Genomic DNA, 25327 nt, shown 5'->3' with positions numbered 1-25327 from the left:
GGGTAAACTCATGGTTTGAAAGGCGAACAATTCCTTATAAGGGATTTCCAACGCCCTCAAACCACGAATCACACCCTTATCTCAAGGGTTTGGACCTCTAGCCAGCACGTTCGCTGATCAGGCCTCTCCTTCCGCCTTATCCAGATCAAAAGCACTATGAAGCGCCCTGACCGCAAGCTCAAGATACTTTTCATCGATCACGACGGAAATCTTGATTTCAGAAGTCGAAATCATCTGAATATTGATACCTTCGTGGGACAGCGCTTCAAACATGGTCGTCGCAACACCAGCGTGAGAGCGCATGCCAACGCCAACAATACTGACTTTGGCGATCTTGTTGTCGCCGCTGACTTCTCGGGCGCCCAGATCATTGGACACTTTGGTCAGAACGTCACGGGCACGATTAAAATCGTTGCGATGAACCGTGAAGGTGAAATCGGTCCGGTTATCGGCACCCACGTTCTGGACGATCATGTCCACTTCAATATTGGCTTCGCTGATGGGCTTCAGAATACTCAAGGCACTGCCCGGAGTGTCCGGCACACCGGCAATCGTCAGTTTGGCTTCGTCTCGGTTAAAAGCAATGCCGGAAACAACCGGTTGTTCCATGGCCTCGTCATCCTCAAATGTAATCAGGGTGCCGCCACCGTCCTGAAAGCTCGACAGAACACGAAGCGGTACGTTGTATTTTCCTGCAAACTCGACGGAACGAATCTGAAGCACTTTAGACCCCAGGCTCGCCATCTCAATCATTTCTTCAAACGTGATGCGATCCAGCCGACGGGCGCTGTCCACGACACGGGGATCGGTGGTGTAGACCCCATCCACATCGGTGTAAATCTGGCATTCATCCGCTTTCAGCGCTGCCGCGAGCGCAACAGCGGTGGTATCGGAACCACCACGACCGAGCGTGGTAATGTTGCCGCTCTCATCGATACCCTGGAAACCGGCAACCACAACAACCCGGCCCGCATCGAGATCTTCGCGCATACGCTGCTCATCAATCTGACGAATACGCGCCTTGGTGTGGGTACTGTCGGTCAGGATACGCACCTGACTACCAGTGTAGGAACGGGCATCACAGCCACGCTTCTGCAGCGCCATCGACAGCAGCGCTATGGTGACCTGTTCGCCGGTGGACACCAACACGTCCATTTCCCTGGGCGTCGGCTCTTCCATAATCGCGCTGGCCAAGCCAATCAGACGATTGGTTTCGCCACTCATGGCGGACACCACCACCACGACATCATGCCCTTCATTGCGGAAACGACAGACTTTATCTGCCACCGCCTCTATTCTTTCGGTGGTGCCTACCGAGGTGCCACCAAATTTCTGAACCAAAAGCGCCATTTTATGCCCAATATTCAGTCAGGGACCCACAACGGCACCACTGGCGCCGTCAGTCATCAGTCAAACCGGCGGAATTATATACATACACCGCCATTCAGGTAATAGCCGACAGGTCTTAAGACAGGTTTTCATCAACCCAACCAGCCACACCCTGAAGCGCTGCCGGCAGCTTTTCAGGTTCGGTACCGCCGCCCTGCGCCATATCAGGACGGCCACCACCTTTACCGCCAACCTGGGCCGTCAGGTGCTTCATAAGGTCTCCAGCCTTAACCTTACTCGTCGCAGACTTGGTGACACCGGCCACCAGGGTAACCTTGCCGTCTTCAATGCTGGCCAACACAACAACGCCTTCGCCCAGCTTGTTCTTCAGCTGGTCTGCAGTGTCCATCAGCGTCTTGCGGTCGGCACCTTCAAGCTCAGCGGCAACCACCTTGAACCCCTTCACCTCAACGGCTGAGGCCGCCAGATCGGAACCTGCGGAACTGGCCAACTTGGCCTTAAGCTGCTCCATCTCCTTCTCGAGTTGGCGATTGCGCTCCAGGGTCGACTGCACTTTTTCGAGCAGACTATCACGGGTTCCCTTGACCAGCTGGGCCGCCTCACGCAGCTTACGGTCACTCTCGTCAACCCAGGCCAGGGCGTTGAATCCGGTCACTGCTTCAATCCGGCGTACACCGGAAGAAATACCACCTTCCGAGATCACCTTCAGCAAGCCGATATCTCCGGTGCGGGAAACGTGGGTACCGCCACACAGCTCGACCGAGTAGGCATCGGTGCCCATGCTCAGGACACGCACGCTGTCGCCGTATTTCTCACCAAACAGGGCCATTGCACCCTTCTGCTGAGCACGCTCCATATCGGTGATTTCCGTCTCAACCGGAGTATTGGCCAGAATCTGCTGATTGACCTGATGCTCGATCTCCTTCAGCTCATCCGCCGTCACAGCCTCGAAATGGGAGAAATCGAATCGCAGCTTGTCCGGATCCACCAGGGAGCCTTTCTGACTGACATGCTCGCCCAGCACCTTGCGTAACGCAGCATGCAGCAAGTGTGTCGCCGAGTGGTTCAGGGCCGTTGCCTGACGACGAGCGTGATCAACCCTTGCTTCAACAACCTCACCAACGGCAAGCGCACCTTCCAGCACTTTACCGATATGAAGATGGTTATCCCCTTCTTTACGGGTATCAGTCACTTCAAAGCGTCCGCCTTCCCAGGTCAGCAGGCCGGTGTCACCCACCTGACCACCTGACTCGGCGTAAAACGGTGTTTTCTCCAGCACCACCATCGCCTCTTCACCGGCGGTGGCCGTGCGCTCTTCACCACCGACGATAACCGTCCGCACGGATTCGCGCCCATCAACGTTCTCGTAACCGGTAAATTCGGTCTTACCTTCCAGCTTCAGGCCAGCGTTATAGTCAATGCCGAACTTGCTTGCGGCACGGGCGCGCTCGCGCTGATCATTCATCGCCTTTTCGTAACCCTCATAATCCAGGGTCAGACCACGCTCACGGGCGATATCATTGGTCAGGTCCACAGGGAAGCCATAGGTATCGTAAAGCGTGAAGATGGTTTCACCGGGGATGGTTGTACCTTCCAGCTCGGCAATATCCTGCTCCAACAGTCGCAGGCCCTTGTCGAGAGTCTTGGCAAACTGCTCTTCTTCCTGCAGCAGGACTTTTTCAATCTGAGCCTGGGTACGTGCGAGTTCGGGATAGGCCTCGCCCATCAGGTTCACCAGAGCGCCGACGAGCTTATGGAAGAACGGCCCTTGGGCACCAAGCTTGTTACCATGCCGGGCAGCACGTCGGATAATCCGGCGCAGAACGAAACCACGCCCCTCATTGGACGGCATAACCCCATCGGCAATCAGGAACGCACAAGAACGAATGTGATCCGCCACCACTCGCAGGGATGCTTCAGTTGTGGCCACACCACCCAATACCTCCGAAGCGGCCTTGAGCAGGTTTTCAAACAAATCAATTTCGTAGTTGCTATGAACGCCCTGCAACACCGCAGCGATCCGCTCCAGCCCCATGCCGGTATCGACCGAAGGCTTGGGCAGCGGCAGCATGTCGCCCTCTGCGGTGCGGTTGTACTGCATGAAGACAACGTTCCAGATTTCGATATAGCGATCGCCATCTTCTTCCGGGCTACCGGGAGGACCGCCCGCGACATCAGGCCCATGATCGAAGAAAATCTCGGTACAGGGACCACAGGGACCCGTATCTCCCATCTGCCAGAAGTTATCCGAGGCGTAAGGAGCGCCCTTGTTGTCGCCGATACGAACCATACGCTCTTCCGGCACACCCATGTCGTTGACCCAGATGTTGTAGGCTTCATCGTCGGATGCGTAAACCGTGACCCAGAGTTTCTCCTTGGGCAGCCCAAGCCAGTCATCGCCGGTCAGGAAAGTCCAGGCAAACCGGATGGCGTCGGCCTTGAAGTAGTCGCCGAAGCTGAAGTTACCCAGCATTTCAAAAAAGGTGTGGTGACGGGCCGTGTAGCCAACGTTTTCCAGGTCGTTGTGCTTACCGCCAGCACGAACACACTTCTGGGCCGTGGTGGCACGACTGTAGTCACGTTGTTCACGTCCCAGGAAGACATCCTTGAACTGGTTCATGCCAGCATTGGTGAACAGCAAAGTAGGGTCGTCTGCAGGCACCAGCGAACTGCTCGGTACAACGGTGTGGCCCTGGTGTTGGAAATAATCGAAAAATGCCTGTCGCAAATCTGCGGTTTTCATAAACCCTGCCCTGATCCAAATATCAGCTGTTCAGTAAGAAATAGGATAGTGCCCTGGCCACCCCTAAGATTGTTAACCGGCTGTCAACAAAGTGGCCCGACGGCAAATCCGCTACTCTAGCATACGCCGCCTACAGGAAAAACGGATTACTTCTCAACAGCTACCGCCACTGCGGGCTTATGGAGACCTGCACAGGGCAGTCAATCCGGTTATACTCGCCTTCCCCCGATTGCCATGATCCATTTTCAGCCGGCGCCAGGAGAATTTCATGCCCCGCAGATTTCATGACGAAGACCAGTTACTACCACCCGCACCGATGCTCAGACGCAGCCTGGCAATGATTTACGACGGTTTGATCTGTATCGCGGTGCTTCTGGTGACATCCTGGATCTACACCATGTTGGCGGCGTTCGCGATTGGCTTCGATCGCTACGAGGAAATGATGACCACTGGCCAGATGAAAGCCGACCCATTGCTCAGCAGTGTGCTGTTCATCGTGCTCTATCTGTTCTTTGGCTACTTCTGGACCCGTAACGGGCAAACCCTGGGCATGCAGGTATGGCGTATCCGGGTGCAGAATATCAATGGCGTGTCGATCAGCTGGAGCCAGGCTCTGAAACGCTTCATGGTCGCTTCGTTTGCCCTGTTCCTGGCCTTGCTCGGACTTTATAACTGGGGAAGCTGGAGCCTGATCATTGTTCTTCCCGGGCTGTTCGCGGCGTTCTGGCCCATCAACGGGGAGTCACTGACCGACCGCCTCTCCAGCAGCCAACTGGTGCGCCTGCCCAACCCGAAACAGACCGCAAGCTGACAAGAAGGTCAGCCTGCCCTCCGCATCAGTAACGCCCCGACCAGGGCATTGATCGCTATAGGCGCCAGGATGGCTATCACCGGGTTAAAACCGAACACCAGGCTCATAGGTCCCAGCAGATCCTGCATGTACTTGAACAGCAGGCCGACAATGAGCCCGGTAAACACCCGAAAGCCCATCGTCACCGAACGCAGTGGACCGAAGATAAAGGAGATTGCCACCAGTACCATCACCCCGGTACCCACAGGCATCAGCACTTTCTTCCAGAACGCCAGCCAGTAACTGGCCGCGCTCAGCCCCTGATCGTCCAGGTAACTGGCGTAGGTATAGAGTCCCCGGACCGACAGATTTTCCGGCTTTACAATCAGCACACTGAGCACCGAGGGCGACAACCCCGTTTCCCATCGCAGCTGCTGATGCCGCTCCCGCTCGGTGGACAGATCAGAGAACACAGTGGTTCGAACATTTTGGAGCAGCCAATGGTCGCCCTGATAGATGGCTCGTGGAGCAAACGTGGCAGTCATCATGGACCGGCGCTCTGAAAACCGGAACAGGCTGACACCGTGCAGAACCCCATTCGGTTCAACCGCGTTGAGATGGATGAAGGTGTCGCCTTCCCGGTGCCAGATACCCCCTGACGAGGCAATGTTCTGGCTGGCTCCCCGCGCCACCGCCTTCTGACTCTGAGCCAGCCGCTCACTGGGAGGTGCAACGTATTCACCAATCAGCAGCCCGATGAGAACGACCACCAGCGTAGGCTTCATTGCCGACCAGACAATGCGGCGAATCGAGACCCCTGCCGCCCGGATAACCGTCAGCTCAGAAGAACTCGCCATTGCGCCCAGCCCCACCAGGCAGCCCATGAACGCCCCCAGAGGGAGGTAGTCGTAGATTCGGCGAGGCAGCGTAAGAAACACATGCATCAGTGCCTGCAGTGTCTGATAGTCGCCGCGCGTGTCGTCGAGCTCGGCAATAAAGGCAAAGATCAGGTCCAGTGACAGCACGACCACCATCACCAGGAACATGGCCCCACCTACGGTCCGCATCACGTACCCATCAAGCTTACGCATGGGTGCGGCCCTCCCGGATCATCCGGCGGCGGTAGAGCCAGGGCGGCCCGAACTGAAGCCAGAGCGCAAATAACAGGAACAGCGCATGAACCCAAAGCATGCCGATCCATTCCGGCACCTTGCCATCTTCCAGGGCATCCCGAGCCACAATCAACAGCCCGAGATACAGGATGTAAACCAGCATAGCCGGCAGCAAATGGAAGAATCGACCCTGCCGCGGATTGACCCGGCTGAGCCTGACGGCCAGCAGGGTCACAATGGGCACAATCAGCGGCAACGACAGACGCCAGTGCAACATCGCCCGCGCTTTCGGGTCGTCGGATGCCAGCAACTCCATGGTGCTGATAGCCTCTTCATCCTGGCGTTCCCGGGTATCGCCACCCTCCACTTTCAGTCCATAGGCATCAAACGTGGTTACCTGGTATTCCAGGCTTCCCGGCGCCCCCTCATAACGGGAACCACCCTCAAGCACCAGGAAACGACTGCCGGTATTTTCATCCACCAACTGGGAACCTGAATCGGCTGCGATCACGGTCAACCCCGGTTCACCGCGATTGAATTCGGCGATAAAGACCCCGAACAGCTTGCGCTTGTCGTCACTCAGGCTTTCCGTGTAGGTCACACGTCCGCCGGAAGACAACGCCTGGAATCGCCCGGGCGCCAGCAACTCGAACTCCGTAGCGTTCCGCTGTTCATTGAAGATATTTTCAACCTGCTTCATCCCCCAGGGCGTCAGGTAAAGGCTCATAAAGCCAACGACCAGCATCACCAGCAGGCTGCCAATCAGGGTCTGCGACAGTACCTGTCGGTCGCTGACCCCGCAGGCATACAGCACGGTCATCTCGCTCTCGAGGTACATGCGACCATAGGCCAGCAGGATGCCGATAAAGAAGCCCAGCGGCAGGATCAGCTCAAGAAATCCGGGAAAACGATAGGCCATGATCAGGAAGAGCACATCGCCGGAAATCTTGCCTGCAGCGGCATCCGCCAGGTATTTGATAAAGCGGCCACTCATGAACACCATGAGCAGCACGCCGGACACCGCCAGCATGCTGACCATGACTTGTCGGGTGAGGTAACGGAAAACTATGCTCAAGGACGTCTCTTCTGACCGGGATGTTGTAGGTTAGGTGCAACATTCTGAATGTGGGGTATTCTATGTAACCTGACCGGCGAATGACAGACCACCCAGACGCTTTTGCCTGACCTGCCTATTTCCGGACGGGCGCTTGAACTATTCCGCCCGGGCCCCCATGGTAGGGCCACAAACACATTAAAATTTCGGGAGTTGCCATGAATTTCACTCTGAGCAGTAAACCCATCAGCAGCATCAAAGCAGATAGCATTGTCGTTGCGTTGCCCGAAAAGGGCGAATGGCCAGCCACCACCCAACAGGTGGATGAGGCATTGGGCGGACTGCTGGGTCAACTGGAAAAGAGTGGCGACATCTCCGGCAAACGCGGCAGCTGCCAGCTGATTCCCCTGACCGGACAGCCCTGGTCACGAGTACTGGTGGTCGGCACCGGAGCGGACAAGGACCGCACCCCAACCAACTTCCGCAAGGTCATTACCGCTGCCATTGGCCAGATCAAGGACGGCATTGCCCCGCACGCACTGATTGCGCTGGCCGACACCTCGACCACCGGCGACGAACAGGCAAGCAGTGAATCAAACCGCCTAAATCTGATTGGCCGCGCTCTTGAAGAACAGCTTTATACCTTTACCGACTACAAGTCGGAAAAGCCAGCCGCCCGCAAACTCAAGAAAGTCACCGTTGCGGCCTCCGCAGCCAGCAAGCCACTCAAGAGCGCCTTTGAGCTTGGCCTTGCCACCGGCAAGGGCATGAACTTTACCCGCGACCTTGGCAACACCCCGCCCAACATCTGTCACCCGACCTGGCTGGCCGAGCAGGCCGAGCAAATGGCCAAGGACTACGACGGCCTCAAGACCGAAATCCTTGATGAAGAGCAGATGAAGGCGCTGGGTATGAACACCCTGCTGGCGGTATCCGCAGGCAGCGCACAGCCCGCTCGACTGATCATCATGGAATACCGTGGTGGCAAACCGAAAGACAAGCCTTACGTGCTGGTCGGTAAAGGGATCACCTTCGATACCGGTGGCATCAGCCTCAAGCCGGGCGAAGGCATGGACGAGATGAAGTATGACATGGGCGGCTCTGCCTCTGTGTTCGGGGCCATGAAAGTGCTCGCTGAGACCCAGCCAAAGATTAACGTGGTTGCCGTCATTGCTGCCGCAGAAAACATGCCGAGCGGCGATGCCACCCGCCCCGGAGATATCGTTACCTCCATGTCTGGCCAGACTGTTGAGATCCTCAATACCGATGCCGAAGGGCGACTGGTACTGTGTGACGCCCTCACCTACGTCAAACGCTTTGATCCGGAAGTCGTTATCGACCTCGCGACCCTGACTGGCGCCTGCATCATTGCCCTGGGTCATCATGCCAGTGGCCTGCTGAGCAACGATGACCAACTGGCCTCTGAGCTGCTGGCATCCGGTGAGCGGGCCTGCGACCGCGCCTGGCGCCTGCCGCTGTGGGACGAATACCAGTCCCAGCTCGACAGCAACTTTGCCGATATGCAAAACATTGGTGGTCGCCCGGCAGGCACGATTACTGCCGCCTGCTTCCTCTCCCGTTTCACCAAGGAATACCGCTGGGCTCACCTGGACATCGCCGGTACTGCTTGGCACTCTGGCAAAGCCAAAGGGTCTTCCGGCCGTCCGGTCCCCCTGCTGGTTGACTATCTGATGTCTCATGCACAGCAGTAAATCCGAACCCTCAAGCCAGGCGTCCGGGGATCAGTCCTACTGGTTCCACATCCTGGCCCAGAACACCCCAGCTGCCCGCAACCTCCATGCGGTGCGGCTGGTGGACAAAGCGTGGCAACAGGGTGACCGGGTTTGCGTGGTGTGCGACAACGACCAACAGGCCCAGGAGCTGGACGATCTGCTATGGCAGTTTAGTCCCGATGCTTTCATTCCTCACCGAGTGGTGTCGGATATCAACACCACCTGCAGCGAACCAGTAGCCCTCTTGCTTTGCCCACCTGTTGCGGAGCAGTGGGATACCGTAGTCATGCTGGCCACCACCCTGCCCGCCGACGCCAGCCGTTTTAAACGCCTGGCCCTGGTGGCTCATAACGACCCGGCCACCCTCAATCAGGCCCGCTCCCACTACAAACAATTGCGGGCCATGGGCATTGAGCCTCGGGTCCATGATTTTCGCAAGCAATAACCCGGGGAGCCTGCCGCAAGCAGGAATACCTCGTGGCCTACAGCCAAGCCATCACCCGTATCCTGAGCCGGAACAGATCATCGTTCACCAACCGCCAGGCAACCATAAGCCGATTCAGAGGGGAACCAGTTTGGGACTGCTATTTGAAGAAATCGACATGCAACCATCCGCCATTGGCGACATCTCGCTGCGCCGTCGCCGGATCCCTGCCCTGGGGGAGCGCGACATATACGAGGTCAAGCTTGGCGACGAGTTCCTGATGTCCAGCATGTTTGTGGACGCCGAAGTTGCCCTTTCAGACATCGGACTCAATGCCGCCGAAGGCGATAGCCTGAGTGTCGTTGTCGGCGGACTGGGCCTCGGCTATACCGGTGTTGCAGCCCTCAAACACAAGCGGGTCAGCGAGCTGCTCATCGTTGAGTATCTCGAACCGGTCATCCGCTGGCATCAGCAGGAAAACGTCCCCCTGGGCAAAGAACTGAATGCCGATCCACGCAACCGATTCATCCACGGCAACTTTTTCGAGCTGGCTGTCGCCTCCCCGGACGCCGGTGGCTTCGACCCCGCGGCACCCGGACGCCAGTTCGATGCCATCCTGCTCGACATCGACCACTCACCACGGGCCCTGCTGCACGATTCCAGCGCCAGCTTCTATACCCCAACCAACCTTGGCCTGATGGCTCATCAGCTCAAGCCCCGCGGTATTTTTGCCATGTGGTCCAACGAAGCCGAAGACGCGGAGTTCATGGCCAGTCTGCGAGCGGTGTTTACCGACGTCGCCTGTCACGTGATCACCTTTTTTAACCCGTTCCAGAACCGGGAATCGTTCAATACCGTCTACGTGGCCCGAAAACAGGACTGATCCATCGTAACGGTAATGATGAGCCCCAGCGCAGCGGACGAACCTGCAGATTCGGGGGTTCGCCGCGCCCACTTCGAGCATGTATAATTGCCGATCTTCAAATTCTGAATTTCATTAACCAGACCGGTCACCAGCAAAACCCATGGAAAAAACCTACCAGCCAGAAAACATTGAGCGCCAGTGGTACGAAAACTGGGAATCCAAAGGGTACTTCCGTCCTTCCGGCGAGGGACAGCCCTACAGCATCATGATTCCGCCGCCCAACGTCACCGGCAGCCTGCACATGGGTCATGCGTTCCAGCACACCATCATGGACACCCTCACCCGCTATAAGCGTATGCAGGGTAACAACACGCTCTGGCAGGTCGGCACCGACCATGCCGGCATCGCCACCCAAATGGTGGTTGAACGCAAGCTGGCCGTTGAAGAAGAAAAAACCCGTCACGATCTGGGCCGGGAGGAATTCATCAAGCGCATCTGGGACTGGAAAGAGCACTCCGGTGGCACCATCACCCGCCAGATGCGTCGCCTGGGTAATTCCGTAGACTGGGATCATGAACGCTTCACCATGGACGAAGGCTTCTACAAGGCCGTGCAGGAAGTGTTTATCCGCCTGTACGACGATGGCCTGATCTACCGCGGCAAGCGTCTGGTGAACTGGGACCCCAAACTGCACACAGCCATCTCCGACCTGGAGGTGGAGAACAAGGAAGAAAAGGGCTACTTCTGGCACTTACGCTATCCGCTGGCCAATGGCGCCACCACCAAAGATGGCAAGGATTATCTGGTGGTCGCCACCACACGTCCGGAAACCATGCTGGGCGACACCGCGGTAGCGGTACATCCGGACGATGAGCGCTACCAGCACCTGATTGGCCAGAAAGTTCTGCTGCCGCTGGTGAACCGTGAAATTCCGATTGTCGGCGACCACCATGCCGACCCGGAAAAAGGCAGCGGTTGCGTCAAGATCACCCCGGCCCACGATTTCAACGACTACGCCGTCGGCAAACGCAACAGCCTGCCGATGATCAACGTCATGACCCAGGATGCCAACATCCGTGAGCTTGCCGAAGTATTCAATTCCGACGGCAGCGCCAACGGTGACATCGACGGCACCCTTCCTGCAGCCTACGCCGGCAAATCCCGCGAAGACGCCCGCAAGCTGATCGTGGCCGATCTGGACACTGCCGGACTGCTGCAGCAGGTCGAAGATCATGTGCTGAGCGTTCCCCGCGGTGACCGCTCCGGCCTGATCATTGAGCCAATGCTGACCGATCAGTGGTTTGCTGATGCCAAGACCCTCGCCAAGCCCGCCATCGAAGCGGTAGAAGACGGTCGCATCCAGTTCGTGCCCAAGCAATACGAAAACATGTACTTCTCCTGGATGCGGGACATCCAGGACTGGTGTATTTCCCGCCAACTGTGGTGGGGCCACCGTATCCCGGCCTGGTACGATGCTGACGGCAATATCTATGTCGGCCATGACGAAGCCGCGGTGCGCGAGAAGTACAGCCTGGGCACTGAGTTGGAACTGAAGCAGGATGACGACGTACTCGACACCTGGTTCTCCTCAGCCCTGTGGACCTTTGGAACCCTCGGCTGGCCGGAAAACACCGACCGCCTGCAAACTTTCCACCCGACCGACGTGCTGGTGACCGGCTTTGACATCATCTTCTTCTGGGTTGCCAGGATGATCATGATGACCATGCATTTCATGAAGAACGAAGACGGCAGTCCGCAGGTTCCGTTCAAGACCGTCTACGTCACCGGCCTGATCCGTGATGAGCACGGCCACAAAATGTCGAAGTCCAAGGGCAATGTACTCGACCCACTGGACATGATCGACGGTATCGAACTGGACACCCTGCTGGAAAAGCGCACCGGTAACATGATGCAGCCCCAGCTGGCCGAGAAGATTGGCAAGCGTACGCAGAAGGAATTCCCCGAAGGCATTGCCGCCCACGGCACCGATGCCCTGCGTTTCACGCTGGCAGCACTGGCCTCCACAGGTCGTGACATTAACTGGGACATGCGCCGGCTTGAAGGCTACCGCAATTTCTGCAACAAGCTGTGGAATGCGGCGCGCTATGTGTTGATGAACACCGAAGGCGAAGACTGTGGCGTGAACAACGAGCCGGTTGAGCTGTCCCTGGCGGACCGCTGGATCATTAACGAGCTGCAAAGCTGCGAGCAGGAGGTCACCCGGCATCTGGAGCAGTACCGCTTCGATCTGGCGGCCCACGCCCTGTACGAGTTCATCTGGAACGAATACTGCGACTGGTACCTGGAACTGTCCAAGCCCGTGCTGAACGACGAGGCCGCCAGCGACGAGGCCAAGCGTGGCACCCGCCGCACTCTGGTTCGGGTTCTGGAAGCGGTGCTGCGCCTGGCGCACCCGATCATGCCGTTCATCACTGAAGAAATCTGGCAGCGTATTGCACCGCTGGCCGGAAAACAGGGTGACAGCATTATGCTCCAGCCCTACCCGCAGGCCGACGGCGAGCGTCAGGATGACACCGTAACTGCCGACATCGAATGGCTGAAAGGCGTCATCGTTGCCGTACGCAACATCCGCGGAGAAATGAACATTTCCCCGGCCAAGCAAATTCCCGTGCTGCTGCGCGGTGACCGCACCGAAGACCAGCGCCGGATGACTGAGAACCGCCAGTTCCTCATTTCCCTTGCCAAACTGGAAAGCCTGGACTGGTTCGACGGCGGAGAAGCTCCGATGTCTGCCACTCAGCTGGTTGGTGAAATGGAAGTACTGGTGCCGATGGCAGGGCTGATCGACAAGGCCGCTGAACTGGCGCGACTGGACAAGGAGCTGGACCGTCTGGGCAAGGAAATTGGTCGCCTGGAAGGCAAACTCGGCAACGAAAAGTTCACCGCCAAAGCGCCGGCCGACGTCGTAGAGAAGGAAAAGGACAAACTTCGCGACGCTCAGAGCAGTCAGAGCCGTCTCAGCGAGCAGCGTAAAGCCATCGAGGCGATGTAAACCATGGCCGCACCGCGCCACCAGGAGGCAACCTCTGCCTCGGGGGGATTTACCCTGATCCTGGGGGCCGGTGCCATAGGCCGTCTCTGGGCGGCCAGCCTGCCTCCTCAACGCGTTCGTTTCATTCCCAGGGATACCGTCCCCGCAGCCCGCTGCTGCGAGTATCGTCTTCAAGCTGCCGACGGCAACCAGTACCCCGCCTCAATTCCGTATTGTGAAACAGCTCAGCCCTTGCCGAGGGCCGACTGCCTGCTGGTGACCACCAAAGCGGCCGACGCCCTGCCGGCCCTCGAACGCCATATCACGCGACTGCCCCGGGACATTCCTGTTGTGCTTTTTCAGAATGGCATGGGCAGCCAGCAACGCATCGCCGCCCGCTGGCCGGAACGCCCGATTCTCGCTGCGGTCACCACCGAAGGCGCCAACAACCCATCAGCACACCTGACCATTCACGCAGGACGGGGACAGACCAGCATCGGCAGCCTGACCCCCAATGCTGAACACTGTCTGCCGACCGTTGTCCGCCACCTTCAGAACAGCCGCCTTCGCGTTTTTCCGGAGCCGGAAATCCATCAACGGCTCTGGCAAAAGCTTATCGTCAATGCGGGTATCAATCCCTTTACAGCGTTGCTGAACTGCGTCAATGGGGACATTCTTGCGCACCCGTTTTACCTGCAACACATTGACCCCCTGTGCCAGGAACTTCATCAGCTGATGGCCAGAGAGGGCCTGAACTCACCGTCTGCGGATGCCCTCAGAGAAACGATCGAAACGGTGGCGCGAGCCACCGCGCTCAATACGTCGTCCATGCGCGCAGATGTGCTGAAAAACCGGCCAACTGAAATTGATTACATCAACGGATACGTTGCCAGCCGGGGCGAAGCGCTCAATCTGGAACTGGCCACCAACCGGATGCTTGCGGAGCGTGTCAGAGCACTCACTCACTGCTGACGCGCCGCAGGCAAGACACCAACACACTTCCAATCAGACAGGACCCTTCCGATGGGCAACCGACTCTCAAAAATCTACACTCGCACCGGCGACGACGGAAGCACAGGCCTTGCCGACGGCAACCGGATCGCTAAAAACGCCTTACGGATCGAGGCGATGGGGACCGTTGACGAGCTCAATTGCCATCTGGGGCTACTCATTGAGGATTTGCAGGAAAACGACCTATTTATCGAGATGCTGCGCCGAACCCAGCATCACCTGTTCGATCTGGGCGGTGAGTTTGCCATCCCCGGGAGCACCATCATTGGTGCAGACCACATCCAGTGGCTGGAGCAAACCCTGGATCATCATAATGCCAACCTGCCCCCTCTGAAGAACTTCATCCTGCCTGGCGGATCACCTGCGGCCGCCCAATGTCATCTCGCCCGCGCGGTCTGCCGTCGGGCCGAACGCATTGTCGTCGCGCTCGGCCAGGAAGATGCAATCAACGATGGCGCCCGCCAGTATCTCAACCGGCTCTCCGACCTGCTGTTCGTGATTGCGCGAGTGCTGGCTCGCCGCAAGGGCGCTGAAGAGATTCTTTGGGAACAAAAAAAATCCGATCCCCGGGGTGGTTAAGCCCGGCAACCGGATTCTTTCAGCGCCATTCAGGATGGGTCTGCAATCAGACCCGGAAGGCTTCCACCATCCGCTGCAGTGACGCCGTAAGGTCTGACATCTCGCGGGAGGCGCCCAGGGTTTCCTCGGCGTTGGCGGCAGTACGCTGCCCCAGGGTACCAATCTGCTCGACGTTGGTGTTGACGTTTTTGACCACCGCCGCCTGCTCCTCGGCGGCCTGCGCAATCTGATGGCTCATATCGACAATGGTGGTGATGCCACGGGCAATCCTATCGAGGGCTTCCGTTACCTCGGTGGACTTACCAACCGTGGTTTCAGTTACCTGGTGGCTGTTGGTCATTGCTGATACAGCATCTCTCACTCCGCTCTGCAAGCGGGAGATCATGCCCTCAATCTCTTCGGTCGACTTGTGGGTGCGCTGCGACAGCGAACGGACCTCATCCGCCACGACCGCAAAGCCACGCCCCTGTTCGCCCGCACGGGCGGCCTCGATAGCAGCATTGAGGGCAAGCAGGTTGGTCTGCTCAGCGATGGCCTTGATCTCTACCAGCACCTGGCTGATGCTATCGCTGTCCTGGCTGACCCGATTGATCACCTCAACGGCACTGTTGATCTCAACAGCCAGGTGGTTAATGGTACTGACCGTGTCTGCCACGACTTCACGACCGGTTTCGGTATCCCTCTCAGCACCATTGGCGCTGTCAGACACTCGCAGGGCGCTTTCAGCAACTTCCTGCACGGCATCCACCATCTGCTGCATCGCATCGGTGATCTGGTTCGTTTCGTCCATCTGGCGGGCAGAGGCTTCACTGCTCATCGCGGCCGTATCGTTGACCCGTGAAGCCTGCTGATCGACATCCGCCGTGGTAGAACTGACCGAGCGGATCAGTTCAGCCATCTTGCTGGTCATGTCATTGAACTCGGTGGTCAGACTGCCCAGTTCGTCGCGGTTATCGAGCTCAATCCGAACCGTCATATCACCTGCCGCCACGGTGCGAGCCGCATGGCTGAAACGACCGATTGCCGTGCGCACCGAGACAAAAAAGCCCACATAGAGGTACACCACCACCAGCAACACAACCGTCAGGGCCACAAAGATCAGCGTACGTTGATTGGTTTCATCATTGAGGCGGCCATTGATGTTCCCCTCAACTACCTGCAACGCCAACCGGTTGAGTTCCCCCAAGTGCCCGAGCTGACCACTCACCTCAGCGTTGAACTCACTCCATGGCATATCTGGACGCATCGGGGTGATGACATTGACGTCCAGGGAATCGCGAACCACCATCAGGCTCTCGCCGGCGCCATCAACCACCCCACCAGCCTCGGCCGAAAACCCGCTGGACGCTACTGCCAGTGCCGGCCCGAACTGGGCGTAGCCATTCGTCATCTGGTCGTAGACTTCGTTCAGGGTTTCGCTGAGGGCATAACCAACCTGGCCATCCAACAAGGCAAAGATACCCAGGCTGCGGGCCTCCCCCATGACGCTACGTGCATTCTGAACGTTATTATTGACGAGCTTAAGCAGTACCAGGTTTTCCTGGGAGGCATCCTGGCCAAGCCCGGATATTTCCAGGGTAGACGTCAGCAGAGCGCGGGCCTTCTGGACAAATTCCTGATAGTAATTGAACTGGGGTACAACGTTGCCGAGATAGGTGTCTTCGGTACGGAGCCGGGCCCATTCGGACTGAAGATTTTCAGCCTGCTGACGCCAGTTTCCGTCAACATCGTATTCCGCACTTGCTGACAACAGGGTAGAAAAGGTTTCATCGATGGCCGCCGCCGCCTGCTCCGACTCAGCGATCAGATCCTGCTCGTTCTTGATCTTACCGCTGGCGCGATAATCACGGTAGGTATACGCAGCGTCCAGCAACTGGTCAATCTGGCGGACATGTTCCAGACCTTCGATTTCACGGGTCAAGGTGCCCACTGACTGGTTCAGGGCACTGACGACAAGATAGGACAACCCTCCAATCGGTAGCAGGAACAAAATACTGATAAGGCTGAACTTGTAAAACATCGGCAGCCGGTTCATCAGCGCTACGGCAGGATAGATAAAACTATTCACGTATTTTCCCCCAGCATGGGCAACAACGAGTTGGAACCCTTATGTTCTGATTATTGTTCTTTTCAATGATGTGTTTTTTGGAATTTTCAGTGCAAATTCACGGGTCTTACTTAAGTTGTCGCACTATTTTGACAAATCTTTAGGACAAAAAACTGTAATTTTTTATGAAAGGCGCTTTTATTCAACGTCCATGCCCATGGTTCCTGACTTCAACTGCCCTGCTAAAGCCAGCCGGCAAGCACCAGCAGCGCCAGTAAACAGACCCAGACCAGCATACTTCGGTTGAGCAGATCCCGAATGGCCCGCAGGCTACGACGGCCAAAATCCAGCCAGTCGTCGGGATGCAGACTGGCAAAGCGTTTCGGATTCAGGGCGTAGCCGGAAAGCGCACTGTTGGCTGCCGTAAACAATACCGTACGGGCGTTTGCCGATGGTGTTAAGGCATAACGACGCCCCTCTTTCAGCCAACCGGAAAAATCACCCGCGAGACCGAAACTGAAGGAGAGCAACCGGACCGGCAACCAGGAGACAATCTCGGCAAGCAGCGCGAACCGGTAGCGGGCCGCTGGCTGAGGCCAAAGATCGCGGAGCGCCACCACGCCACGGGCAAACACAGCCAGCCCGATACCGCCAACGGCGTACCAGAACACAATCAGGAAGTAGCGCTCAAACACCACTGTCAGCAGTTGCGTGGAGAAAGACAGATGCATCGAATCCGGTGACCCCGCCTGACCCCGCTCGTGCGCCGGCAGACTGTCTTTGATGTGGTGCCAGGCACCCTGCATGTCACCACGCTGCCAGGCATCGCCGTATATCTTGACCAGAGAGTGCCAGCCGGGGGCGCCCATCAACACCAACAGCAGAAAAAGATCCACCGGGTATCCGATTACAGCCAAGCCACGGGAGGCCCAGGACCAGTCCATAACGGTCAGGAGCAACGCAGCAACAAAAACCAGAAACAACCCGGTGGTGCTGTTCTCAGGCTCCGGCTCCGGCGCCGCACGGTGAAAAACAAGCCGGAAGAAAGGGGCGATATCCCAACGCCCCAGGGCATCCAGGCGTCGACGAATCAGATAAGCCAGCAGGAAAATCAGCAGCGGCATGAATTTTTTATCTCCTGACTAGCCTGCATTGAGGCATTGGCGAAACTGATTCCAGTCGAACGCAGGCCCGGGATCGGTCTTGCGCCCCGGGGCGATGTCACAGTGACCGGCGATACGATCGATCGTGATATCCGGCCAGGCCGCCATTACCAGCTGGCTGATACGTGCCAGCGAGCGGTACTGTGATTCTGTATAGGGGATATCATCAGTACCCTCAAGCTCAATCCCGATGGAAAAATCGTTACACTCATCCTCACCACAAAAACTTGAACGCCCTGCGTGCCAGGCCCGCTCCTTCAGGTTTACGAACTGGATGATGGACCCGTCCCTCCGGATCAGTGCATGGGCAGACACCTGCAGGTCCGCAATCGTCTCAAAATAGGGATGCTCCGCCGGGTCCAGCCGATTGCAGAAAAAACGCTCGATCTGATCGCCACCGAACTGGCCCGGAGGCAAACTGATATTATGGACAACCAACAGGGAGATCGTAGCGCCATCTGGTCGCTCACCGAAATTCGGAGACGGACACCAGCGTGCTTCAGGAATCAGTCCGGTATTCCGCAGCCGGGAATCCGGTAAATCCGAGGGTGTTCGATTTGAGGAGGTCAATGCGTACCCACAAAGCCGGAGCGTTGGAGAAATTGCCAGCAACGCATGTGGTTAACGCCTCAAATTGAAGCACATTCCCAACGGCGTTGCCAGCCACCTGCATGGCCAGGCGTTAGGCTTCAATCCCGACGGCTGTGCCTCAGGTTGTCGATAATGGATTCCAGCGCCCGGTCAAAGATCAGGCCATCATCCAACATTGAAATCTCGCCCGCCTGCAGCGCCCCAGCCAATTCCTCCCGCTGGAGTTCAGCCACCTTGGCCCCATTCCGGTTGACGAAAATAAACTTGCCCGTCGCCTTGATGAACGCCGCCAGCTTGCAGCGAATGCGATTATCGGCGCTCGTCAACTCAACCCAGGACCCCACCGGCAGGGCATCGGCTTTTGCCAGCCAGGCCTCAAAGGATTCATCCGGGGCCGGGGTAACCGCAGCAACGTCTGCAGTGGCCGGCTCAGGCGTTATCGGAGCCGGCTCAGGCTCAGGCGCAGGCTCTGCGACGGCCGCAACAGCCTCTGTAACCGGAGCCGCAACATCCTCCGCTGGCCGGGCTTCAGCCGGGCGAGTTTCAACCGTGCTGGTCACCAGTCGCTGGAAAACATCCACATGCGCCAGCTCGAGATCACGGATGATGTTGTCAGTCGCGAACGGATCCCAGGAAATGGTCTGCAAGCCCTTACGCAAGCCATCGACAATACCCGGAATAGCCCGCAACAGATCGGTACGGGTATTGGCGTCATAAGGCACCGGATCTGCACTCCACACCAACCGCTGGCTCAGCTCGACCGCAGCCGCCCACTCCGGGCTTTCATCACCTTTGCGCAGAATCAGCCACTGCAGATACTTCCGCCAGGGCTCGTTCAGCAGTGAACTGACCGGCGCAGGCAGATCGCGATCACGAATCACCGATGACAACACCTCATCAACGACGGCCTTAGCCCGCTCTTGCAATGCCCGGCCTTCTTCAGCGTCTTTCAGCCGCTGCTCAACCAGGGCACGACGCCGCCGGTCCAGGTCCATGAAATGACTGAACTCCAACAGCAGTTCGCTGAAGAGTTCTACGTTATCGGTGAAGTTATCAAGCAGGTTGTTAACCACCCACTCAATCTTGTCTTTCAACGGGTCGCGCTGGCCCTCAGATTTCTCAGCCCAGCCAATGGCCGCGAGCGCCAGCTCATTGAGCAGTTTACGGGCCGGATGGCCACCGCGATTAAAAAAGCTCTGGTCAATCAGAGCAACTTTCAATACCGGTATCTGCAAACGGGAAATCAGCGCCTTCATGGTCGGCGCCAACTGACGATCTTCAAGGATGAAATCAAACAACATCGACACCAGGTTGATAACGTCGTTATCCACCTGCTTGACCGAATACCCTTTACTGGATAACGGTCGCAAAATGACGTTCAGCTGATCAGACAGCGACCCCTCCGGAGTGGGCCCCCGCTCTGCTGCAGGTTTCTGGAGATTCCCCAGCATCACCATCAGCGCCGGGGTTTCAAGCTCCACGCCACTACCCTCTGCCCCTTCGGGCAAGCCTGGTCCGCCCTGATGGAGCAATGCACTGAGTTCGGAAAAAGTGGCCTGCCCGCGCGCGGCAGCAAGGGCGTCGGCAGTACGAGTATCCATCGGTGCGCTAGCGGAGTCGGACGGGCTGCGGGCGGTCATTGGCGGGTTGCGGTAGCCGGTATCCTTGTTGGCCGGTCGCGCGCCTGACGAGGCTCGTTTGAGGTCAGGAAGCACGCCTTCCTGCGCCAACAGCTGGTTGGCACCGTTGTAAAGTTTTTCGAGGGTATTGATCAACAGCTGGTCAAACAGTTTGAGCACCGTAAGCCTGGCGCGAATGTCAATATCCAGGTCTCCACAGGCCTCAGACAAGCCACTGCAGATGACTTCCGGACTGAGCGGGATCTGGCGGTCTGCCAGCTGAATCCCGGGCAATAGATGACGAACCCGTTCAGCCAATAAGCCCAGGGCTTCCTTATTTCGGGTACGCAACTTGGTAATGAGATTATCGATGGCGACCTTTTGCTCAAGATCGGCATCATCCATCAGCGACAGGGAGTCCTGATCATATTCCTCCAGATCCGTCGCTCCGATGACCGGATCAAACCGACCGATCTCATTGAACGAGCGACTCATCCACTGGAGAATGGAAACCATGATGTGCTTGCGGCGCAGCCGAAGCTCCCGCATGGCATTAAAGAACGCTTCCTGATCCTGGTTGGAGTCCGCCTTCTCGGCAAGGTTGAACAACGCATCATCAGAGCTGTCAAAAAACTGGGTCAGAACATTGCGCAATCCTTTGCCGGATACATCCCGCAGGCGCACCAGTACAGTAGGCAGACTCGCCTGCCCCATCACTCTCTGGCCTTGCAGATTCACTACCTTGTTTCCCTGAGTCATGGGACTACTCCAATCTGCCGTCGGGATCAGTTGAAAAAATTAGCACATTGCACATCATAGATGCTGCCACCGTCACCTTGTGTCAGGTTTTGTCACCTTTTGTGAAGAACAAACCTGCGTCACATTCCTGCGTCAGGTTAGGCAGTTACCGCCGCATCCCTGTGCCCTAGTTTTACCACACTCAGCACCTGGACTGACGAATTTTGTCACCCTGCAATCCAGCGATCTTCACCACAGGTTTGTTGTTACCCCCGCATGGCAGTAAAATCAGCCACCACTCCCCAACTTGCCATGATGGACCACGATAACCATGCTGACCCCTGAAGCCCTTCGCCAATCCCGCATTGAAACGGTTGCACACAGCCTCCGTGAGGACATTGGCAGCGGCGACATTACGGCCGCACTTATTCCCGCTGACCGAATCACCAACGGCCAGGTCATTACACGGGAAGCGGCCATTATTGCCGGTACTCAATGGGTAGACGAAGTTTTTGGCCAGGTGGATCCATCGATTCAACTGGACTGGCACGTAAGCGACGGCGACCAGGTGGTCGCAAACCAGGTCCTGTTCACCGTCTCCGGCAACGCCAGAAGCCTGCTGACCGCTGAACGCTCGGCACTGAACTGGCTGCAATCCCTGTCCGGGGTAGCCACCAACTGTCACCGCTACGCCGAGCTGGTAGCCCACACCAGCGTGCGCCTGCTGGATACCCGCAAGACGCTGCCGGGACTCAGACTGGCAGAAAAATACGCGGTGACCTGCGGCGGTTGTTTTAACCACAGAATCGGTCTTTGGGATGCCTTTCTGATCAAGGAAAACCATATCGCCGCCTGTGGCTCCATCGCCAACGCTATCGACGCCGCCCACCGGATTGCACCGGGGCGCCCGGTCGAAGTCGAAACCGAAAACCTCGACGAACTGCGCCAGGCCCTGGCGGCTGGCGCCGACATCATCATGCTGGACGAGTTCAGTCTGGCTGACATGCGAACGGCGGTTGCGCTTGCCGAAGGAGCGTCTAAACTGGAAGCGTCCGGGGGTATTAACTCAGAGACTCTCGTGCCGGTTGCAGAAACCGGTGTTGACTATATTTCTATTGGTGCCCTGACCAAGGACATCAAAGCCGTGGATCTGTCCATGCGGCTTAATGCCATCAGCTAGTTTGAGGGTAACAAGCCGCCTCGCCGGAATCACACGGCCTGACCGGAAGGAATCATAGGGACCAGATTCCTCCCAGCAGGCGCTTTATTTAAGCGCAGTATCTACCGGGCTTCCTGACCGTGAATCAGGGAGAGCACCGTGGTCAAATGGCAATGCGGAGCCCATCAGGGAAACGGGTGGGGGCATGATATGCGAATGACCCGGCACAAAAGGATTTTGTCGAACGCCGAGCAGGTATGGAAAGCCGTGCAGAAACCAACGGATTTGGACTCACAACATCACACACTTGCATGGCTGCTCGAGACGGCATGCTTTATTTTGCTGGCGCTGTGCAGCCTCCTCTACGCAAATAACGACCAGACCTACCCTTTTGCCTGGCTGCCCACTGGGCTGGCGGTTGGATTGCTGCTTCTTCGCGGCCGAAAGGCGCTTCCCGGGGTCATGGCCGGTTCTCTCGGAGCAGCGTTGGTTCCGGCGTACCTTTCGGCTGGGAACGTCAGTGATGGGCTCCTTCAGTTCATTAATGCCACGGTATTCACTCTCCTCCCCGCCCTGATCACGTGGCTGACCTACCGTCAGGCACGGAGGCGTCAGCTTCCACTGCTCCGGTACCGGGATTTTCTCTGGTTCCTGGGCGCCCTGACACTCGCCAGCTTCGCGACCGCACTTCCCTACACGATTCTGTTGACATGGAGCGCCAGCCAGGCGTTTACGCCCCAGGCAACCCTGCTTCATCTCTGGCTCAGCTGCATCCTGGGAACACTGCTGGTGGCCCCGGTCGTCATGAGTGGCCACCCCCGGCACCTCACCCGGCATTTCAAACATGTCTCTTTTGAAGGGCTCCTCTGGCTGAGCAGCCTGATGTTTGTATTACTTATTGCCAGCAACAGCCCAATGCAGGGCCTCTACCTCATTTTCCCCATCACTATCTGGGCAGCTACCCGCTTTGGTGTTGCCGAAGCCATGGTGTGCATTACGGTTGCTGGAGCCACAGCCTTGTTCTTTGCAATTCAGAGTGGTGAAAGTGGCGAATCCGCCAGTAGCCTGCTGGTTGCCGAGGCCCTGATTGCCATGATCACCGCGGTTTCCTGCTATGTTCGGATTCTGCTCTGGGACAGGGACATGATCGAGAATAGCCTGGAAGATATTGTTGAACAGCGCACGCGCGAGCTGCAGCTCACCAACTTTGAACTCAAGGATGAAATCTTTGTCCGCCAGCAGGCCGAAAAATCCTTCCAGCGCTCATCCCGGCATTATCGCGCCCTGTTTGAAACCGCGAGCAATCCGATCGTGGTGGTGGATGAGCAGGTGACTGTTCGGCAGTGGAACAGCGCATCGGAAAAGCTGTTTGGCTACAGCAGGGACGAAGCCATCGGCAGGAATCTGGCCAATACCTTCATCAAACCTGAACATCGGGACGAACTCGCCTGGAAGATTCTGAAACTGTTCAGCGTCGGCGTTAGCCAGGACACCCTGGAAACACAGGTGCAGGGATTCAATGGGGATACCTACCATATCCTCTGGAACCTCAGCTTGCTTCCAGGTTACGACGAGTCCCAGCGCAGGGTCATAATGATTGGCCAGGACATTACCGAGATCCGCCATTCCCAGAGCCAGCTGCACTACCTGGCCCACTATGACGTGCTGACGGATACCGCCAATCGACGGCTGTTTGAAGACCGCTGTAAACAGGCCATCAGCAGCGCACTCCGCCACCATCGAAACTGCGCCCTGATCTGCCTTGATGTCGATCATTTCAAACGCATCAACGACACGCTGGGGCATGACGCCGGCGACGTGCTGCTGAAGGAAATTGCCAACCGGCTACGCAGTTGTGTACGCCAGGAAGACACCATCGGCCGCCTCGGCGGCGATGAATTTGCGGTGTTGCTCAACCAGGTCAGTGGCGCCGACGGCTGCGAAAAAGTCGCCCGAAACATCCTCGACGTGCTGGTTCAGCCCATCAGCATTCCCGCTGGAGAAATCGTTGTTACCTCCAGCATCGGCATTGCCCTGGCCCCTGATGACGCGGACAACTACGAGCAATTGCTGAAATGTGCCGACATGGCTATGTACCGGGCGAAAAAAGCCGGGCGTAACAACATCCAGTTTTTTTCGGAAGACATGAACCGGGAGATGCTTCGTCAGATAACCCTGGAACAGGAGCTACGTGAAGGCATCGCAAGAGGAGAGCTCGATCTTTACTATCAGCCGGTGCTGGATGCCCGCAGCGGTCGCATTGACGGCCTCGAAGCACTGCTACGCTGGCGCCACCCCAGCCGGGGCCTGTTGTCGCCCAGGGAATTCCTCGAGATAGCAGAGCAGACCGGGCAGCTGCAGATACTTGGGGAGTGGATCTGTCAAAACGCCTGCCTTCAGGCCCGAGCCATTCAGGCCATGAGCTCAAAGCCCGTCAGCGTCCGCATTAACCTGTCCTCAAGGCAGTACAACCATCCCCAGCTGGCCGACCAGTTTGCCCAGACGATCCGAGAATCAAAACTGGATCCGTCATTACTGTTACTGGAGATTGACGAGCGAATCCTGTCGGACCATCAGGCAGATACCGCCAACACACTCAAGCGGCTCAAAGAAATCGGAGTTGGACTGGTGCTGGATCGCTTTGGCAGCGGCCTGTCCTCGCTGAAACTGCTGAGGGATCTTCCATTCGACCAGGTCAAGATCGATCAACACCTGCTTCATCACGCTCCCCACGATGAAAACACCCGGGCGATTATTCACACTCTGGTGAACCTGGCACGACAGCTGTCCCTGACGGTGGCAGCGACCGGTGTGGAAAGCGCCGATCAGGATTCATTCCTGCGTTCAGCGGGCTGCCACCTGCTGCAAGGCCACCGCTACTGCAAACCGGTGGCCAGCGCTCAATTGCCGGAACTGTTACATCGGGTCAATGGCGGCGAACCCTTGTTGCCGGAAAACCCCTTCGATTTCCCGCTGACAACTCGCCCTTCACTGACCGGGAAAGAGTAGCCTCAGCCCCCAGACAGTAAACGGTCCATCAGTTCCAGCTCCCGGATGAGCTGGCGTCCGATGCCCTCTTCCCGGCCGCGGAAATGCTCCTCGGCCATCGGCGCCATGCCTGACACCGATGGTAGCGGGCGATCGTTCTCCACCAATACCTTCATGCGCTCTAGGAAGATGAACTGAAGCCACTCGGTAAACTCCAGAGTATCAACCGCAAACGGTTGCGTACTCTGCAGCGCCTCCTCGGACGGATATTCAGCAGACCAACAATCGAGACGGCGGAGTTCCACCTCGATCCGCAGCAGGCAGTCTGCGACTTCAAGCAGATTTTGCGGTTGATTAGCCATGGTTCTG

18 protein-coding genes are annotated in these 25327 nt (G+C 57.4%); 9 read left to right on the top strand and 9 right to left on the bottom strand.

The window, feature by feature from the left end:
- Positions 1-117: 117 nt before the first annotated feature.
- Both BLV11_RS05210 and alaS read right to left on the bottom strand, forming a co-directional pair.
- On the bottom strand, positions 118-1350 hold the full coding sequence (locus BLV11_RS05210; protein WP_091811920.1) for an aspartate kinase: 1233 nt from the start codon (positions 1348-1350) through the stop codon (positions 118-120).
- A 115-nt stretch (positions 1351-1465) separates the two neighbouring features.
- Positions 1466-4093 (bottom strand): alanine--tRNA ligase, encoded by a 2628-nt coding sequence (gene alaS / locus BLV11_RS05205; RefSeq protein WP_091811919.1) that lies wholly within the window; start codon positions 4091-4093, stop codon positions 1466-1468.
- Between the two features lie 268 nt (positions 4094-4361).
- On the opposite strand from alaS, the gene BLV11_RS05200 reads away from it, so the two are divergent.
- Positions 4362-4904 carry an RDD family protein gene (locus BLV11_RS05200; RefSeq protein ID WP_091811918.1) on the top strand — a complete coding sequence of 181 codons (543 nt, stop codon included), beginning with the start codon at positions 4362-4364 and terminating at the stop codon, positions 4902-4904.
- Positions 4905-4912: 8 nt separating this feature from the next.
- Here the strand turns inward: BLV11_RS05200 and lptG are convergent, their stop codons facing one another.
- Positions 4913-5974, bottom strand: a complete 1062-nt coding sequence (gene lptG / locus BLV11_RS05195) for an LPS export ABC transporter permease LptG (protein ID WP_091811917.1) — start codon at positions 5972-5974, stop codon at positions 4913-4915.
- Positions 5967-7070, bottom strand: coding sequence for an LPS export ABC transporter permease LptF (lptF, locus tag BLV11_RS05190; protein WP_091811916.1), 1104 nt, complete (start codon positions 7068-7070; stop codon positions 5967-5969). Before lptF ends, lptG begins: the two co-directional genes overlap by 8 nt.
- A gap of 197 nt (positions 7071-7267) precedes the next feature.
- Here lptF and BLV11_RS05185 point away from each other — a divergent pair, with 197 nt between their 5' ends.
- The 6 genes from BLV11_RS05185 (at position 7268) to BLV11_RS05160 (ending at position 14653) form a co-directional block, all read left to right on the top strand.
- Complete coding sequence (locus tag BLV11_RS05185) at positions 7268-8761, top strand: leucyl aminopeptidase (RefSeq protein WP_091811915.1); 1494 nt, start codon at positions 7268-7270, stop codon at positions 8759-8761.
- Positions 8748-9227 carry a DNA polymerase III subunit chi gene (locus BLV11_RS05180; RefSeq protein WP_091811914.1) on the top strand — a complete coding sequence of 160 codons (480 nt, stop codon included), beginning with the start codon at positions 8748-8750 and terminating at the stop codon, positions 9225-9227. Before BLV11_RS05185 ends, BLV11_RS05180 begins: the two co-directional genes overlap by 14 nt.
- Before the next feature lie 130 nt (positions 9228-9357).
- Positions 9358-10089, top strand: a complete 732-nt coding sequence (locus tag BLV11_RS05175) for a polyamine aminopropyltransferase (RefSeq protein ID WP_091811913.1) — start codon at positions 9358-9360, stop codon at positions 10087-10089.
- Between the two features lie 142 nt (positions 10090-10231).
- Positions 10232-13084, top strand: coding sequence for a valine--tRNA ligase (locus BLV11_RS05170; protein WP_091811912.1), 2853 nt, complete (start codon positions 10232-10234; stop codon positions 13082-13084).
- A gap of 3 nt (positions 13085-13087) precedes the next feature.
- Entirely contained in the window at positions 13088-14035 is a 948-nt protein-coding gene (locus tag BLV11_RS05165; protein ID WP_091811911.1) for a ketopantoate reductase family protein, read from the top strand.
- A 51-nt stretch (positions 14036-14086) separates the two neighbouring features.
- Complete coding sequence (locus tag BLV11_RS05160) at positions 14087-14653, top strand: cob(I)yrinic acid a,c-diamide adenosyltransferase (protein WP_091811910.1); 567 nt, start codon at positions 14087-14089, stop codon at positions 14651-14653.
- Between the two features lie 46 nt (positions 14654-14699).
- Here the strand turns inward: BLV11_RS05160 and BLV11_RS05155 are convergent, their stop codons facing one another.
- The 4 genes from BLV11_RS05155 to BLV11_RS05140 all read right to left on the bottom strand — a co-directional run bounded on the left by BLV11_RS05155 (position 14700) and on the right by BLV11_RS05140 (position 20832).
- The gene (locus BLV11_RS05155) at positions 14700-16721 is read right to left on the bottom strand and encodes a methyl-accepting chemotaxis protein (protein ID WP_425433819.1); all 2022 of its coding nucleotides are present in this window, start codon (positions 16719-16721) and stop codon (positions 14700-14702) included.
- A 221-nt stretch (positions 16722-16942) separates the two neighbouring features.
- Positions 16943-17824 carry a CobD/CbiB family protein gene (locus tag BLV11_RS05150; protein ID WP_091811909.1) on the bottom strand — a complete coding sequence of 294 codons (882 nt, stop codon included), beginning with the start codon at positions 17822-17824 and terminating at the stop codon, positions 16943-16945.
- Between the two features lie 18 nt (positions 17825-17842).
- Positions 17843-18388, bottom strand: coding sequence for a 1,6-anhydro-N-acetylmuramyl-L-alanine amidase AmpD (ampD, locus tag BLV11_RS05145; RefSeq protein WP_245725945.1), 546 nt, complete (start codon positions 18386-18388; stop codon positions 17843-17845).
- A gap of 164 nt (positions 18389-18552) precedes the next feature.
- The gene (locus BLV11_RS05140) at positions 18553-20832 is read right to left on the bottom strand and encodes a DUF1631 domain-containing protein (RefSeq protein WP_091811907.1); all 2280 of its coding nucleotides are present in this window, start codon (positions 20830-20832) and stop codon (positions 18553-18555) included.
- 310 nt (positions 20833-21142) lie between these two features.
- On the opposite strand from BLV11_RS05140, the gene nadC reads away from it, so the two are divergent.
- Positions 21143-21991 carry a carboxylating nicotinate-nucleotide diphosphorylase gene (gene nadC / locus BLV11_RS05135; RefSeq protein WP_091811906.1) on the top strand — a complete coding sequence of 283 codons (849 nt, stop codon included), beginning with the start codon at positions 21143-21145 and terminating at the stop codon, positions 21989-21991.
- A 189-nt stretch (positions 21992-22180) separates the two neighbouring features.
- Positions 22181-24979 carry an EAL domain-containing protein gene (locus tag BLV11_RS05130; RefSeq protein ID WP_091811905.1) on the top strand — a complete coding sequence of 933 codons (2799 nt, stop codon included), beginning with the start codon at positions 22181-22183 and terminating at the stop codon, positions 24977-24979.
- A 2-nt stretch (positions 24980-24981) separates the two neighbouring features.
- Here BLV11_RS05130 and BLV11_RS05125 read toward each other — a convergent pair whose 3' ends face one another.
- Positions 24982-25320, bottom strand: coding sequence for a YqcC family protein (locus tag BLV11_RS05125; protein WP_091811904.1), 339 nt, complete (start codon positions 25318-25320; stop codon positions 24982-24984).
- Between the last annotated feature and the right edge of the window lie 7 nt (positions 25321-25327).

The sequence above is a fragment of the Marinobacter mobilis genome (genome assembly GCF_900106945.1).
GTDB classification, from domain to species: domain Bacteria; phylum Pseudomonadota; class Gammaproteobacteria; order Pseudomonadales; family Oleiphilaceae; genus Marinobacter; species Marinobacter mobilis.
The sequence above is the reverse complement of the archived record's forward strand: the minus strand, read 5'-3'. Positions and strand labels throughout refer to the sequence as shown.